Raw genomic sequence first — 14,311 nt, forward strand, 5'->3', positions numbered from 1 at the left:
GCGGTGCCCCGGACCGCCCCCCTCGCGCGGGCTCGTGGGCTGGCCCGCTCGCTCCTCTGGTCGTACGGGACCGTGTGGCGCCGACGACGGATGGTGGCCTTCTACGCGGGCTTCCTCGCGCCGGGCGACCTCGCCTTCGACGTCGGCTCCCACGCCGGGAACCGGGTGCGGGCCTTCCGACGTGCCGGGGCCCGGGTGGTCGCCGTCGAGCCGCAGCCCGACCTGCTCGCGGTCCTGCGCACGCTCTACGGGCGCGACCGGGGGGTGCGGATCGAGCCGTGCGCACTCGCCGCCGAGCCGGGCGAGGGGGTCCTGCACCTTGCCACGCGGGCGCCGACCGTGTCCACCCTCGCGCCGGCCTGGATCCGCGACGTGCGCGCCGACCCGCGCTTCGCGGGCCTGCGGTGGGACCGCGAGGTGGTCGTTCCCCTGCGCACCCTCGACGAGCTCATCGCCCGCCACGGGGAGCCCCAGTTCTGCAAGATCGACGTCGAGGGCCACGAGCTGGAGGTCCTGCGCGGGCTGACGCGGGCCCTGCCGGCGCTGTCGTTCGAGTACATCCCGGTGGTGGCCGACCGGGCGGTGGCCTGCGTGGAGCGGCTGGCCCAGCTCGGGGAGTACCGGTTCGCGTCCTCCCCGGTGGAGACGTGGCGGTGGGCGACGCCGTGGCTGACGCCCGAGGACATGGTGCTCCGCCTTCGCGCCCTCTCCCCCGACGCCCGGCCCGGCGACGTCTACGCGGTGCGGTCGGACGTGACCCTGCACGGCTGAGCGGCGAGCGCCCCGGCGGTCGGTGCGAGCCGGCGCTCCCACTGTCGGCGGGCGTCCCGGCCGAAGGACCAGCTCAGCGCCACGAGCGCCACCACCGGTGCCGCCGTCGTCACCGCGGCCGGGACGAGGGGCGGCGCCCCGAGGACGACCAGGAGCACGACCACCTGCGCGACGCCGACGACCTTTCGGGCGAGCGAGGGCGGGACCGGCGCCCGGAGCCAGGGGGCCACCGCGGCCGCGGCGAGCTGGCCGTAGCGCATGAGTCCGATCGCCAGGACCCACCACCCGGCCGCACCGGTCACCACCACGGCGACGGCGAGCACGAGCACGAGCGCGGCGTCGGTCTCGGAGTCGAACCGCGCACCGAACGCGCTCGCCTCGCCCCGTCGCCGGGCGACCCGGCCGTCGACGCCGTCGAGCAGGAGCGCACCCGTGCCCGTGAGGAGCACGGCGAGGGAGAGGACGGCCGACGTGGCCGCCGCCTCCGCGGTCGACGGCCGCACCGACGCGGCCGCGGCCAGGGCGGGCAGCAGGGAGGCTATCCAGGTGACGAGCACCAGACGCACGAGGGTGACGACGTTCGCGGTGCCCAGCCCGGTGCACGGCACGGCCCGGTCGGTACCCACGGGGTCCGCGCCGACCGGGCCGGGTCCGCGCACGGCTTGGACGAGGACGGCGGCACCGACGAGGTACGCACCGGGCCCGACGAGTGCGCCCGGTCCGCCCGTGCCGGTCGCGAGCAGGACCAGCGGGACGGCCAGGCTCGCGAGCAGGCCCAGCGGCACGGCCACCGGTGTCCGCACGAGGTGCCGCGCGGCCGGGTGCCCGGTGCCGGCGGCCCCGCCGTTGGTCGTCATCCGGGGCCTCCTCGGCGAGTCGGACCGGCACGTCCCGGTGGGCCGAAACTAGACCACGCCGGGCCTCCGGGCCAGACCAGGACGCCGCGGGACGGCGGCTAACCCTCGAGCAGGCCGAGGTCCAGCGCGCGCAGCACGGCCCGGGTGCGGTCGCGCACCCCGAGCTTGACGAACACCGCGGACAGGTGGTTCTTCACGGTCCCGGCGGCGAGGTGGAGCGCCCCGGCGATCTCGGCGTTGGAGTAGCCCGCCGCGGCCAGGCGCAGCACGTCGAGCTCGCGCGGGGTGAGCGGCTCCGGACGCTCGAAGCCCTCGACCGCCCCGGGCCGGGCGGAGACCGCGCGGAAGAGGCGGTCGGTCAGCCCCGGCTGGAGGAGCGTCCCGCCGCCGGCGAGCACGCCGATGGCACCGACGAGCTGGTCGAGCGTGACGTCCTTGAGCAGGTAGCCGCGCGCGCCGGCGCGCAGGGCCCGCAGGACGAGCTCGTCGTCGTCGAAGGTCGTCAGCACGAGCACCGGGACCTCGGACCCGCGTGCGGCCAGCTCCTCGAGCGTCGAGATGCCGTCGCGGCGTGGCATACGCAGGTCCAGCAGGAGCACCTCGACGTCGACGCGCCCGACGAGCGCGAGCGCGTCATCGCCGTCCCGGCCCTCTCCGACGACCTCCACCTCGTCGCTCAATGCGAGGAGGCTGAGGATCCCCTGCCGGACGAGGGTCTGGTCGTCGACGACGGCGACCCGGGTCACGGTGGGGGCTCGGCTCGGGAGCCCGGCCGCCCTGCGGCGGCAGCACCTGACGCGGCCCCACCTGCGAGTCCTGACGTCGCGACACCACCCGCGGCGTGGTCCCCTGCCGCCGGCAGCCGGATCATCACTGTGAAGCCCTCGCCCGGCGCCGACGCGAACGACACCTCCCCGCCGAGCTCCTCCACCCGCTCACGCATCCCGGTCAGCCCGTTGCCGGGCACGATCCGGCGCGCCCCGGCGCCGTCGTCGTGCGCCCGGACCACGAGGCCGTCGACGTCGGAGACGACCGAGATCTCCAGCCGGCTCGCCGCCGCGTGACGCACCGTGTTCGTGAGGACCTCCTGCACCGCGCGGACGACGGCGATGGTCCGCTCCTCGTCGAGCGGCGACCGGTCGTCGTCGAGGGGCGCCCGGACGTCGTCGACGTCCAGCGCGACCGTCAGGCCCGGCAGCCGGCCGACGACGGCGCGCAGGGTGGGCACGAGCCCGGCCGGGACGTCGCGCAGCTCGCCGACCGTGGCGCGCACGTCGGTGAGCAGGCCCTTGGCGATGTCCCTGGCGCGCGAGACGTGGGTCAGGGCCTCACCGCTCGCCTGGTGGCCGGCCACCTCCAGCTCGAGGGCGAGCGCGGTGAGCTGGTGGCCGAGGACGTCGTGGAGGTCGCGGGCGATGCGCAGCCGCTCGTCGTTGCGGCTGGACGTGGCCAGCAACGCGGTCGCGGCACGCAGGTCGGCGTGGGTGGCGGCGAGCTCGGCCCGCGCGGCCGCCTCGCGGCGGGTGCCGACGACCACGAGCGCGGTGAACACCTGGAACGCGAGGTAGGCGGTGGTGCTCAGCAGCATCGTCGTCGTGTCCCACCCGGTGAGCGCCCCGCCCACGGCCACCGCGACCGTCTGGACCACCACGACCGCGGCGAGCACGCCCACCGGCAGCGCGAAGGCGATCGTCGCCGTCGTGACGACGAACAGCAGGGACGTGAAGCCCAGGTCCGGGGCGAGGAGCCACACCGCCATCCCGGCGACGACGAGGGTCCCCATGCTCACCCGCGGGTCCCACCCGCGCGCGGCCCGCACGTCGAGGCTCTCGACGGCGAAGACGGCGAGGTAGACCAGGTAGGCCGCCCACCACAGCGCGGCGACCGTGCCGTCGTCGCCGAGGGGGACGCCCGAGACGAGCACCGCGACCCCGACGACGGCGGTGGCGGCCAGGCCGGCCCCGGCGCTGAGCAGCTCGTCCGCGCGGAAGGTCATGACGCCGATGCTACGAGGCGGAGCCCCGGCGGCGGACCTGCCGATGGTCATGGGTCGAACCGGTGCCGACAGGCACATCCGGTGGTGCCGCGCCGCTTCCTAGCGTTGCGGCGACGGAAGGAGAACCACCATGACCGTTCTCGAGATGCACGACGTGCACAAGCACTACCGCGGCGCGATCGCCCTGGACGGGCTGGACCTGGCGGTCGAGCGGGGCGAGATCGTGGCCGTCCTCGGCCCCAACGGCGCGGGCAAGACGACAGCGTTCGAGCTGTTCCTCGGGCTGGTCCGGCCGACGTCGGGCTCGGTGTCGGTGCTCGGCCGGGCGCCGGGCGGGCCGGTGCGCGGGCGCGTCGGGGCGATGCTGCAGTCGGCCGGGCTGCCCGAGCAGGTGACCGTGCGCGAGCTCGTCCGCCTCGTCGGGCGCAGCTACCCGCGCGCCCTTGCCACCGACGACGTGCTCGCCCGCACGGCCCTGACCAGGCGGGCGGACCGGACCGTGACGACGCTGTCCGGTGGGGAGCGCCAACGGCTCCTGCTCGCGCTCGCCCTGGTCGGGGCCCCGGAGGTCCTGCTCCTGGACGAGCCCACCGCCGCGATGGACGTCGCCTCGCGCCGCACGTTCTGGGACCAGGCCCGCGCGAGCGTGGCCGACGGCGCCACGATCCTGTTCGCCACCCACGACCTCACCGAGGCGGCGACGGTCGCCGACCGGGTGCTCGTCGTCAGCGCCGGGCGGCTCGTCGCCGACACGACGGCGGACGAGCTCACCCGCCACGGCAGCGAGGACCTCGAGGAGGTCTTCCTCACCCTCACCGCGGAGCGATCCTCCGCCGCCGACGAAGGAGACGACCGATGACCACCGCCCCCCGCCCCGTCCACAACCCGACGTCGCGCGCCCCGCGCACCGGCGACGCCCGAACCACCGCACAGGCGGGCCGACGGCCCAACGGCGGACCTGTCGGCCTCGTGGCGCTCGCCGCCCTCACCCAGCTGCACGCCAGCCTCCGCACGCCCGAGTTCGCCGTCGGCGCGGTCGGTGTGCCTCTCCTGCTCTACGCGATGTTCGGGCTGACCAACGCCTCGGCCGTCCTGCCCGGCGGGACGTCGGTCGGGCTGGCGATGCTCGTCTCGATGAGCGCGTACGGCGTGGTGTCGCTGGCGATCTTCACCTTCGGCGAGGACGTCGCGAAGGAGCGCGGCCGCGGCTGGACGCGCACCCTGCGCGCGACGCCGCTGCCGACGAGCGTCCACCTCGCGGCGAAGATCGCCGACGCGCTCGTGCTCGCCGTCGTCGTCGTCGCCGCGATGAGCGTCCTCGCCGCCACCGCGGCCGGGGTCTCCATGCCGGCGACGACGTGGCTGGCGCTCGGCGCGACGATGGTCTCCGGGGTGCTGCTCTTCTCCACCCTGGGCTTCGCCATCGCGTTCGTCGCCCGGCCGCGGGCGGCGGCCGTCATCGCGAACCTCGTGTTCCTGCCGCTGTCGTTCGCCTCGGGCTTCTTCGCCCCGCTGAGCGACCTCCCCGAGGTGCTGCGCGACGTCGCCGCGTTCCTGCCGACGTTCCACTTCGGACAGCTCGCCTACGGCGTGGCCATGCCGGCAGCCGACGTCGAGGCCTGGACCGCGGCGGCCGGCCGGCCGGTGTGGGTGCACCTCGCCTGGGTGCTCGGATCGGCGATCGCACTCGGGGCGCTCGCTCTGTGGGCGGCGCGCCGGGAGAGCGTCACTCGCCGCGGTTGAGCGCGGACAGCCGTCACCCTCCCGGCGCGCCGGACGGTGCCCTCCCCGGCCCGTCCCGCCCGCGGGGCAGATGGCTCCGGACCAGCTCGGCGCCGGCGTCCGTCGCGACGGCGAACCACTGCGTCCGCTCGTCCGCCCCGTGGCTCGTGGCCCAGGCGGTGAACGCCGGTCCGGTCGGGTCATAGTTCCGGGTGCTGCGGATGGCGAACCACTCCTTCACCCGCGAGTCGCCGATCTGCTCGACGAGACCAGCCTGCGTCAGCACCCGGACCGTGGGACGTCGCAGGGGCGCCTTCTTCCCACGGACGGGGACCGGACCGCCGCCGAGCTCGAGGACGAGGCGGGCGAGGCCGTACGCCTGCTCGAAGGTGAGGTCGCGGCGCGCGCCGCGGATCCCGTGCGCGGCGACGAACGCCGGTGATCCACCGACCTGGCCGGTCATGGCAGCCTCCTCCGACGCCCGCGCGGGAGGCGGCGCCGTGGGGCGACCGTAGTGGCAGCCCCCGACGTCGAGACCGGCAGGGCCTTGTCCGGTCTTTCGACCCGCGCCGCTGTAGCGCGTTCTAGGGACAACATCCGCCCGTGCGGAGTAGCGTCCCGACCGGGGGCAGCGCGGAAGGGCGTGGCCATGGGCGTTCGCAGCACCACTGTCGGGCGGATCGTCGGCTCCGCCGTGCTCGCCGCGGCGCTCGTCGCGTCGTGCGGGCAGGGCACGGCCGGACCGACCGAGCCCACCCCCTCACCGTCGGCCACCGGTCCGGCGTCGCTCACGTGCCCACCGCCGGACGCCACGCTCCCCGCGAGTGCCACGCGGCTCTGGGACGCCGCCCTCACCCTCGCGGACGCCGACCGTACGGACGAGGCCGTCGAGGTCGCCGTCGAGGCCCTCGCAGCCAGCGGCGGTCGTCTGCCCGCGGAAAGGTGCGAGGACGCCGCTGCGCTCCTCGATCCGGAGCCGAAAGCTGAGAAGTGGTGGGACACCGCCCGCACCGTGACCGAGGACTGGCTCAAGATCTGGTGGGCCTGGGCTGCCGTCATCGCCGCCGTCGTCCTCGCAGGCTTCGCAGCGATTGTCCGCCTGCCGTCGTGGCGTCGTCGTCGCAGGTGGCCGGCTCTGCGGATCGGGAGCCTCGACGTCGACACGGCCGCCACCGGGGAGGATCTCGGCGACCGGCTCGCGAGCACGATCCGCTCGCACCTCGCCGGTGCGGACAAGCCGAACCGACTCCCCTCCCTCCGGCTCGCCGAGCCCACCGACGCCGAGATCGAACGCCTCCCCATGGACCCGGTGCCCGAGCAGGTGAGCTGGCTGGTGAGCGCGGCGCGCTGGCTGCGCGGGCGCAACACCCTGCACATGCACGTGCTCCTGGGTGAGCCCGACCAGCGCACCCGCACGATCAGCTGCACCGTCCGGCTCGACGAGCCCAGCGGCAGACCGGTTCGTCGTCGGGGCGGCGTCGTACCCGACGGCGTCCGCGAGGACCTCATCGAGATCCCCTACGCCGGGTCCGAGCCGACCACCGACGACTACGCGTCGCTCGCGGGCTTCGCCGCCGTCTGGCTGGCCACGGAGGTCGCCGACATCAGAGGCACCCGTGGACCGTTCGCCGACCGGACCGGCACGTGGTTCTGGAACGCCCATCGGCACTTCCTCCTCGGCATCCGGGCGACCAGGCACGAGGACGTCGGTCACGCCCGGTTCCAGTACCTCCGGGCGCTGGAGGCCCACCGCAAGGCCGCCGACCACGACGACGGCGTCCCCGGCCGGTTCTTCGAGGCCGAGCTGAACGCCGCCGTCGTGCTGGGTATCGCGAAGAACCACGCGCTGTGGCCGACCGGGGTCCGCGAGCTCGAGGCACTCGCCGGGTCGTTGGCGAGCGAGCGCGCCCAGCTGTCGGGGTCCGCGGACGACCACCTGAGGACCCGCCTCGACGGGCTCCGGCTCCGGGCCGAGCTCAACCTCGTCATCCTGCGGCTCAACATCCTCACGCGGAGGTGGCTCGTCGGCGGCGAGGGCCGTGACGACGCTGCGGTCCGCGACCTCGAGCAGTCGCTGGCGACGCTTCGCGCCACCGCCGAGCAGAGCCGGGCGGAGGACCACCTGCGGCGTCGCGTCACCCTCTACGCGAGGGCTCTCGAGCTCGGGATCGCCGAGGTCGCGAGCGGGTGGGACCGCACCCGCGGGTGCGGCTCGGACGCCGGCCTCACGCGCGCCACCGCCGACCTCCTCGACCGGCTCGACGAGCTGCCGACGATGATGCGACCGCACGTCGTCTACAGCCTCGCCTGCGTGTGGGCACGGCGGTACGCCCGCAGGGGCCTGAGCGGCGCCCGACGCGCGGCAGCACGGGACCGGGCTGTCGAGCTGCTGGGTCAGGCGGTGACCGCCAACCCGGACCTGCGGAGGTGGGCGCCGGAGGAGCCCGCCTTCTTCCGGCTGACCGGCCACGAGCCCTTCCAGAAGGTGATCGCCAAGCCGGAGGAGAAGCAGGCCGAGGCCGCGGAGCCCGCCTGACTTTCGGACGCTCGACCCGGTCCACCACCACCTGACCACCATGAGATTCAGGACCCTCTGCTCTGTTCCCGCCGCCGGGCTCGGCGTACCGTCGGTGACGTTCCACGGCGGCTCCCGGCCGCGGGTCCGGGCCGACGTCGCACGGCCGAGGAGGACGGGATGAACGGGACGGCTCGAGCGGCGGCCCTGGTGGCTGCCGCCACGATGGCGCTGGCAGCGGCGCTCCCGGCGGTGGCGAGCGGAGCACCCGCCGGGAGGGAAGAGGCGGCGGCTGCACCGACCGGCTCGTCGTTAGCGGCGGCCGCACCGACGATCGAGAACTTCCGGTACTACGAGGCAACGGTCAACGTCAGCGAGTCCGCCGAGGGCTGGCGCGGTGCCGTGAGCGTCCGCAGCGTCATCGGCGGCGAGGAGTCCGTGTTCGTCTTCCTCAGCCGGGACGGCGAGCCGGTCACCTGCGCGGACGAGACCGCGGATCTCGTCACGTACACGCTGTTCTCGGCGGACGACGCGACGGAGCCGGGACCGATCACCCTCGACATCGACCGCCGGCTCCGCACGGCGCACGCCGATGCCGTCGTCGATCTGACCCTCGTCGAGAGTCCCGGGTGCGGCGGGGAGGACCTCGTCACCGAGCTCCCCGCCCAACACATCACGCTCGACGTCACCGGAACCACCGAACGCCTCCGGACGAGCATCTCGGGCACGACCTCCTCGGCCGGGGACATGGACCGACTCCGGGACTACGACCTCGCCCGCGACGGGACCGGCACCGTGGCGATCGACGGGCTCCTCGCCCCGGTGAGCAGCGACCAGTCGTTCCTCACCTACTCGGCGGAGCACTTCTTCCGGCACGGGGACTTCCCCGGGATTGTCGACAACGCCGCACCGGACGGCGGTCTGGGCGCGTTCGCGGCAACCTCCCGCAGCTACGACCCGCCCGACGGGCTCGGCCTGCTCTTCGAGGACGCCTTCGTCGGCGCGACCGTGGGCCCCAGCCCCGACAGGGAGATGAGGCTGGCCGCCTCCGCCGTCCAGGTTCGTGCCGTCATCTGCGAGAGCGGCGCACTCGGCTTCGTCTCGCGCGACCTTCGCGGCTCGGCGACGACGGACGTCGCCATCGACCCCAGATTGACCTCTGCCACTGCCGCGGCGACGCTGACGATGGAGGTTCTGGTCCTCGACGACTGCACGGGTGGGTCCGCGGTCGAGACGGTCGAGCTCCCGGTGGCGATCGACCTCACCGCGTCCGGGCCCGCGGTCCGGTTCAGGGGCTCCTTCGCCCAGGTCACCCCTGGCTCGGGCGTCGAACGGACTCAGGGCTGGTTCGTCACGCGGGACGCCGCCGGGACGCTCGTCCTCGGTGACCTCACCGGTCCGGCCGACCTGGCCTACATCTCCCGCGCGAGCCGCTGACGGCGGGCGCGCCCGCCCCCGCCGGGCACGTCCGGCTACTGGGTGGCGACGACGGTCGTGGCGGCGATCGCGTCGTCGAGCGCCTTCCGCACCGCCGTGGCGGCGAAGCCGCCGTCCTCGGCGACCGCCCGCGCCCGGCGGCGCAGCTCGCGCCTGCTCACGTCGCTGCCCGGTAGGACGGTGGGCACCTGGCCCACGGCGTCGAGGAGCGCGATGAGGGTCAGCTCGTACGGAGTGGGGGCACGGCCCACGACGAGCACGTCGCTGAGGCCCTTTCGCACGCCGTCCTCGTGGGTGGAGTCGACCGCCGGCCACGCGGTCCTCGGGAAGACGCCGAGCACCCTGTCCACCTCGAGCCGGAGGATCCCTCGTGCGGCGAGGCGCTCGAGGACCCGCTGGTGCAGGCCCTTGCCGATGCCGTCGAGGGCGTTCTTCGGCTTCTCGGGCTTGCGGCCGGCGAGGCGCTGGAGCGTGGCGTCGAGGAGGTCGTCCCCGGTGGGCGAGGCGTCGGCGACGACGAGCCGGCCGGGGCGCTGCTCCTCGTCCCGGTCCGTCACCCGGAGCCTGCCGAGCGCGGTCAGCTCGTGGACGACGGCGCCCGCGAGCACGAGGTCCCGGCGGAGCTGGTCGACCAGCGGCTTCCCGGTCTTGTCGTCGGTGAGCAGGAGCACCAGATCCTCAGCCAGCAGCACCGTGCCACCCTATCGATGCGGTCGGGCCGGTGTGCCGCCCTGCTCGGTCGGGTGCGTCTCGAACCGCGTCCGGCCGCCGGGGTCAGCGCCCCAGCCGGCCGATGCTCACCTCGCTCATGAGCGCGGGGCGGTAGCCCTCGAGGTAGCCGTCGACCGTCGGGTGGAGGTTGTTCGGGTCGGTGGGGTTCTGCAGGTCGAGAGCGATCCACGGGTCGGCCGAACCGAGACCGTGGCCGGCGAAGCGGTCGGTGACGTCGACGAAGGTCGCTCCCTGGGACTCCACCGCCGCCTTGAGCGCGGCGTTGAGCGCATCGGTGAGCGCGTTGATCTCCACGGCGCGCTCCGCCGTCATGAGGACGACGCCGTTCGGCAGCGTCAGGCCGGTCGGCTCGACGAGGTGGGGGTAGCCGAGGACGACGATCGTGCCGTCCGTCGCGGCGTCGACCGTCGCGATCGTCTGACCCGCGGAGGCCGCCGCCCCGGCGATGCGCATCGGTGCAGTGCCCACCAGCACGTCGCACGCTACCTCGGCGAGATCCGCGAACGCGGAGCACTGGACGAGCGTCTCCACCCAGGCCACGTCGTTCCCGCCCAGGGTGAGGCTGACGAGCTCGGCCTCCGTGAGCCCTGCCTGGACGGCCGGCACGGACTGCACGATCGTGCGGATGTCCGCCGTCGTCGCTCCCCCGCAGGCCGCGTCGGCCACCAGGGTGACGCGCGGATGGCCGTCGAGCGCGCTGACGTGGTCGGGTCCCGCGCCCTGGAAGCAGGGAAGGGAGACACCGGGAGCGACGGTCTGCAGCGACGTCAAAGCGACTCCCCCGGTGCCGAACGCCGCCGAGTACGAGTCGCCGAGGTTGACGTGGTCCACCTGCGGGGGTCCCGCCGGCTCCAACGGCTTCGCGGCGGTGGCCGAGGCACCCGCGAGGGCCAGCCCGACGGCGGCCGATCCGGCCGCGAGGAGCGAGACTGCACGGCGGAGGAACGTTCTGGGCATGGCGTGCCTTCCGGTTCGAGGCGGAACCACCCGGGGTGGCGTCCCTGCCGGTCGGGCCGGTGCGAGCACCCGCTGGGGTCAACCTATGGCCTACGGACCGCGGTGAACAGGCCTGAGCTGGGACCGTCCGGCCGCCCCTACGGCAGCACGAGCCGCAGTGCCGCCCCGAGCGTGCGGTGCCGGAAGGTGAAGCCGGACGCCTCGAGCCGGTCGCTGGACACCCGCTGGCTCGCGTACGCCAGCTCCTGCGCCCCCTCGGTGCCCACCACGAGCCGGGGCCCGAACGACGGCACGGGCACCAACGCGGGCCGGTGCAGCACCTTCCCGAGGGTGCGCGCGTACTCCGCGCCCTGCACCGGCTCCGGCCCGACGGCGTTGAGCGGCCCGGCGAGGTCGTCGGTGAGCACCGCGTGCGCGTACACCGACACGACGTCGTCGGCCGAGATCCAGCTCTGCCACTGCTCCCGGTCGAGCGGGCCACCGAGGCCGACGGCGAACAGCGGGAGCAGCCGCGACAACGACCCCTCCGCCGGGCTCTGCACCAGTCCGGTGCGCACGTTGACCACGCGGACGCCGGCCTTCTCCGCCGGTTCGGTGGCGGCCTCCCACTCCCGGCACACCAGCGCGAGGAACCCCGATCCCGACGGCGACTCCTCCGTCAGGGGCGCGTCGTCGCCGTCGCCGTGCGGGTCGGTCCCGTAGTACCCGATGCCCGACGCGCAGACGAACGCCCGTCGCCGGCCGTCCCCGGCGAGGTCCGCGAGCGCCCGCGCGATGAGCAGCGTGCCCTCGGCGCGGCTCGTGAGGATCTCGTCCTTGGCGGCCGCGGTGAACCGTCCGCCGATGCTGCGACCGGCGAGGTTGACGACCGCGTCCACGTCCCGCAGGGCCTCGGGGTCGAGCCGGCCCGCGGCCGGGTCCCAGCTGATCTCGTCGGACGTCTCGGCGGGCCGGCGCACGAGGCGGAGCACCCGGTGCCCACCGCCGGAGAGCAGCGCGCACAGCTGGGTGCCGATGAGCCCCGACGCGCCGGCGACGGCGATCGTGCGGGACCCGGCGTCGGCGTGGGCGGCGTGGAAGGCCAGGTCGTCACGCAGCTGGACGGCCCGGTACTCCAGCACCCGCCGCAGCGTGGGCACGAGCGTCCCCGCGACGAGGTCGCTCTCCCGCGGTGCGACGACGTCGACGCTCTCGTGCAGCACCGTCCCCCCGCCGGACTCGACGAAGCGGTGCTCGTGGACGATCCGGCCGAACGGACCGGTCGTCGTCACGCGGAAACCCCGCGGGGGGTCGTAGGAGTCGTGGCGGCCGGTGGACTCGAGCTGCCCCCGGCGCAGCCACCCGGGCAGGGCAGACGGCAACGGCAGGGCCGTGGCCAGGGCGCCCAGTCCGGTCCCCAGCACACCGGGCGCGCCGACCGCGAGGCGGGCCTCGGAGCCGTCACGCAGACCCTCGTCGGGCTCGGAGAGCACGGACCCGGCGAAGGGCGGCGTCAGCCGGACGAGCGCACCGGGCCGCTCGAACCAGGCGAAGACCCGCTCACGCGGGTAGGGCAACGCGGTGCTGTGCTCGATGTGGGCCACGTCGCCATCGTGACACGCGCACCCGTCCAGGGCCCGTCCGGCTGCTGCCGCACAGCCCGAACGCTGCTGCAGCCTCGGCTCGGCCTCGGCACGCGCGACGTCCTCGGCCTCGCCGCCTCCTACTTCTTCGGCACCTCCGGATTCCTCGGTGCCTTCGGTGCCTTCGGTGCCTTCGGTGCCTTCGGTGCCTTCGGTGGCAAGGTGGCCACGTACTCCGCCGCCTGAGCGACCAGGTCGCGGGCGTCGGCGTCGTCGGGGACCGTGACGTACCCGCCCATCGGCCGCTCCTCGGGGCCGAACCCGCGAGCGCCCCTCTCGCGCAGCGCCGTCAGGTCCGCCTCCGGCAACTTCACGCCGACGTCGGAGCCGAAGAGACCGGCGAACATGTGCCCGCCGAGGAACGCCCCGAGATTGCCGAACATGGGCCGGACCTCCACGCGGGGGTCGTCGGGCACCAGGTCGCGGAATCGCGCCTTGTCCTCCTCGGTCGGCCTGGGCATCTGCACGGTGTCCTCCTCGGGTGGGACCTGGGCCCATCATCACCGATGGAGAGCCCCGGCGGACAGGGTGCCGCGCGGTCGCGGGCCGTCGACGGCGCCTCAGCGCCACCGCAACCGCGCCCGCACGACGGCGGCGCCCAGGACCGTCATCACCGCGGCCGCACCCACGAGGTAGCCCGTCATGGCCCCGGCGCCGAGGGCCGCGGACGCGGCTGCCGTCCCCGCCGCGCTGCCCACGAACAGGGCGGTGGCGAACAGGCTCACCATGGTCGCCCGGGCCCTCGGGAGCGTCTCCGTCACCCAGTTCTGCAGGGTCGAGTGGAAGAAGGCCCAGCCGCCGGCGAGCAGGACGGCAGCCACGAGGACGCCGATCCCGGACCGGTCGAGCGCGAGCACGAGCGACGACGCCACGGTCATCACCGCACCGGCCGCCATGAGGCGTGCGGGACCGACCCGGGCGCTCATCCCCTTCACCACCCGGGCGAGGACGACCACGCCCACCCCGTAGCCGGCGACGACGACGCCGGAGAGCGTCACGGACATCCCCTGCACCTGCAGCAGGGCCGGCAGGAGCGGCAGGACGCCGAGCATGAGCGCGCCCTCGACGAACGCGACGGCGAGGAGGGCGCGGGCACGGCCGTCCCGGGCGACGGCCCCGAAGGCCGTCCGGTCGGTCCCGCCCGCCACACCCGCCGGCTCCGGCATCGTCCGGGTCCACCACACGACCACCAGGGCGAGGACTCCGGGCAGCGCCAGCGCCGCCCGCCACCCGAGCGCGTCGCCGAGGACCGCGGCCACCACCGCCGCGAGAGCCGTGCCGAGCGCCATCGCGCGCATGACGTCGGTGAGCAGGCCGTGCCGGCGCGCGGCGTCGACGGCGTCCCCGAGGTAGACCAGCGCGCCGGGGACCACCGCGGCCAGGGCGGCCCCGGTCAGGCCCCGCAGGAGGACGAGGAGGGCGAAGGACGGCACGAGGAACGACGCGGTGGCGAGCACCCCGGCGATCGCCAGGGCGAGACGAACGGTCGGGACCCGGCCGAACCGGTCCGAGACCACCCCCCACCCCACCTGCATGACGCCGTACCCCACGAAGTACGCCGTCGCGGCGCCCGCCGCCACCTCGACGGAGACGCCGAGGTCGGCGGCGACGAGCGGGAGGACCGGGGCGATGAGCATCCGGTCGAAGGAGCTGAGGAAGGTGACGGCCTGGAGCTGCCGGATGGTCCTGCGCACGGCCCCGC

General features: G+C 74.8%; 14 protein-coding genes. 5 read left to right on the plus strand and 9 right to left on the minus strand.

Annotated elements, in window-relative coordinates; genetic code table 11:
* The first annotated feature begins 3 nt into the window (after positions 1–3).
* Complete coding sequence (locus tag AAEM63_RS10645; protein ID WP_341358247.1) at positions 4–771, plus strand: FkbM family methyltransferase; 768 nt, start codon at positions 4–6, stop codon at positions 769–771.
* Here the strand turns inward: AAEM63_RS10645 and AAEM63_RS10650 are convergent.
* The 3 genes from AAEM63_RS10650 to AAEM63_RS10660 form a co-directional block, all read right to left on the minus strand.
* Complete coding sequence (locus AAEM63_RS10650) at positions 735–1,628, minus strand: CDP-alcohol phosphatidyltransferase family protein (protein WP_341358248.1); 894 nt, start codon at positions 1,626–1,628, stop codon at positions 735–737. The two genes, AAEM63_RS10645 and AAEM63_RS10650, sit on opposite strands and share 37 nt — an antisense overlap.
* 98 nt (positions 1,629–1,726) lie before the next feature.
* Entirely contained in the window at positions 1,727–2,374 is a 648-nt protein-coding gene (locus tag AAEM63_RS10655) for a response regulator transcription factor (RefSeq protein ID WP_341358249.1), read from the minus strand.
* Positions 2,371–3,624 (minus strand): sensor histidine kinase, encoded by a 1,254-nt coding sequence (locus AAEM63_RS10660; RefSeq protein WP_341358250.1) that lies wholly within the window; start codon positions 3,622–3,624, stop codon positions 2,371–2,373. Before AAEM63_RS10660 ends, AAEM63_RS10655 begins: the two co-directional genes overlap by 4 nt.
* Positions 3,625–3,754: 130 nt before the next feature.
* On the opposite strand from AAEM63_RS10660, the gene AAEM63_RS10665 reads away from it, so the two are divergent.
* Both AAEM63_RS10665 and AAEM63_RS10670 read left to right on the plus strand, forming a co-directional pair.
* Entirely contained in the window at positions 3,755–4,483 is a 729-nt protein-coding gene (locus AAEM63_RS10665; protein WP_341358251.1) for an ABC transporter ATP-binding protein, read from the plus strand.
* Positions 4,480–5,367, plus strand: a complete 888-nt coding sequence (locus tag AAEM63_RS10670; RefSeq protein ID WP_341358252.1) for an ABC transporter permease — start codon at positions 4,480–4,482, stop codon at positions 5,365–5,367. Before AAEM63_RS10665 ends, AAEM63_RS10670 begins: the two co-directional genes overlap by 4 nt.
* A gap of 13 nt (positions 5,368–5,380) precedes the next feature.
* Here AAEM63_RS10670 and AAEM63_RS10675 read toward each other — a convergent pair whose 3' ends face one another.
* Positions 5,381–5,809 carry a hypothetical protein gene (locus tag AAEM63_RS10675; protein WP_341358253.1) on the minus strand — a complete coding sequence of 143 codons (429 nt, stop codon included), beginning with the start codon at positions 5,807–5,809 and terminating at the stop codon, positions 5,381–5,383.
* A 186-nt stretch (positions 5,810–5,995) separates the two neighbouring features.
* Between AAEM63_RS10675 and AAEM63_RS10680 the strand changes: the two genes are divergently transcribed.
* On the plus strand, positions 5,996–7,882 hold the full coding sequence (locus tag AAEM63_RS10680; RefSeq protein ID WP_341358254.1) for a hypothetical protein: 1,887 nt from the start codon (positions 5,996–5,998) through the stop codon (positions 7,880–7,882).
* Positions 7,883–8,041: 159 nt separating this feature from the next.
* Entirely contained in the window at positions 8,042–9,298 is a 1,257-nt protein-coding gene (locus AAEM63_RS10685) for a hypothetical protein (RefSeq protein ID WP_341358255.1), read from the plus strand.
* A gap of 35 nt (positions 9,299–9,333) precedes the next feature.
* Here AAEM63_RS10685 and AAEM63_RS10690 read toward each other — a convergent pair whose 3' ends face one another.
* The 5 genes from AAEM63_RS10690 to AAEM63_RS10710 all read right to left on the minus strand — a co-directional run bounded on the left by AAEM63_RS10690 (position 9,334) and on the right by AAEM63_RS10710 (position 14,303).
* Positions 9,334–9,990, minus strand: coding sequence for a GPP34 family phosphoprotein (locus AAEM63_RS10690; protein WP_341358256.1), 657 nt, complete (start codon positions 9,988–9,990; stop codon positions 9,334–9,336).
* An 82-nt stretch (positions 9,991–10,072) separates the two neighbouring features.
* Positions 10,073–10,987: an SGNH/GDSL hydrolase family protein gene (locus tag AAEM63_RS10695; protein WP_341358257.1), complete on the minus strand. Its 915-nt coding sequence runs from the start codon at positions 10,985–10,987 to the stop codon at positions 10,073–10,075.
* 137 nt (positions 10,988–11,124) lie between these two features.
* On the minus strand, positions 11,125–12,570 hold the full coding sequence (locus AAEM63_RS10700) for a TIGR01777 family oxidoreductase (protein ID WP_341358258.1): 1,446 nt from the start codon (positions 12,568–12,570) through the stop codon (positions 11,125–11,127).
* Between the two features lie 119 nt (positions 12,571–12,689).
* Positions 12,690–13,076, minus strand: coding sequence for a TfoX/Sxy family protein (locus AAEM63_RS10705; RefSeq protein WP_341358259.1), 387 nt, complete (start codon positions 13,074–13,076; stop codon positions 12,690–12,692).
* A 93-nt stretch (positions 13,077–13,169) separates the two neighbouring features.
* Positions 13,170–14,303: an MFS transporter gene (locus tag AAEM63_RS10710; RefSeq protein WP_341358260.1), complete on the minus strand. Its 1,134-nt coding sequence runs from the start codon at positions 14,301–14,303 to the stop codon at positions 13,170–13,172.
* Positions 14,304–14,311: the final 8 nt, after the last annotated feature.

The sequence above is a fragment of the Georgenia sp. M64 genome (assembly GCF_038049925.1).
Classification (GTDB): domain Bacteria; phylum Actinomycetota; class Actinomycetes; order Actinomycetales; family Actinomycetaceae; genus Georgenia.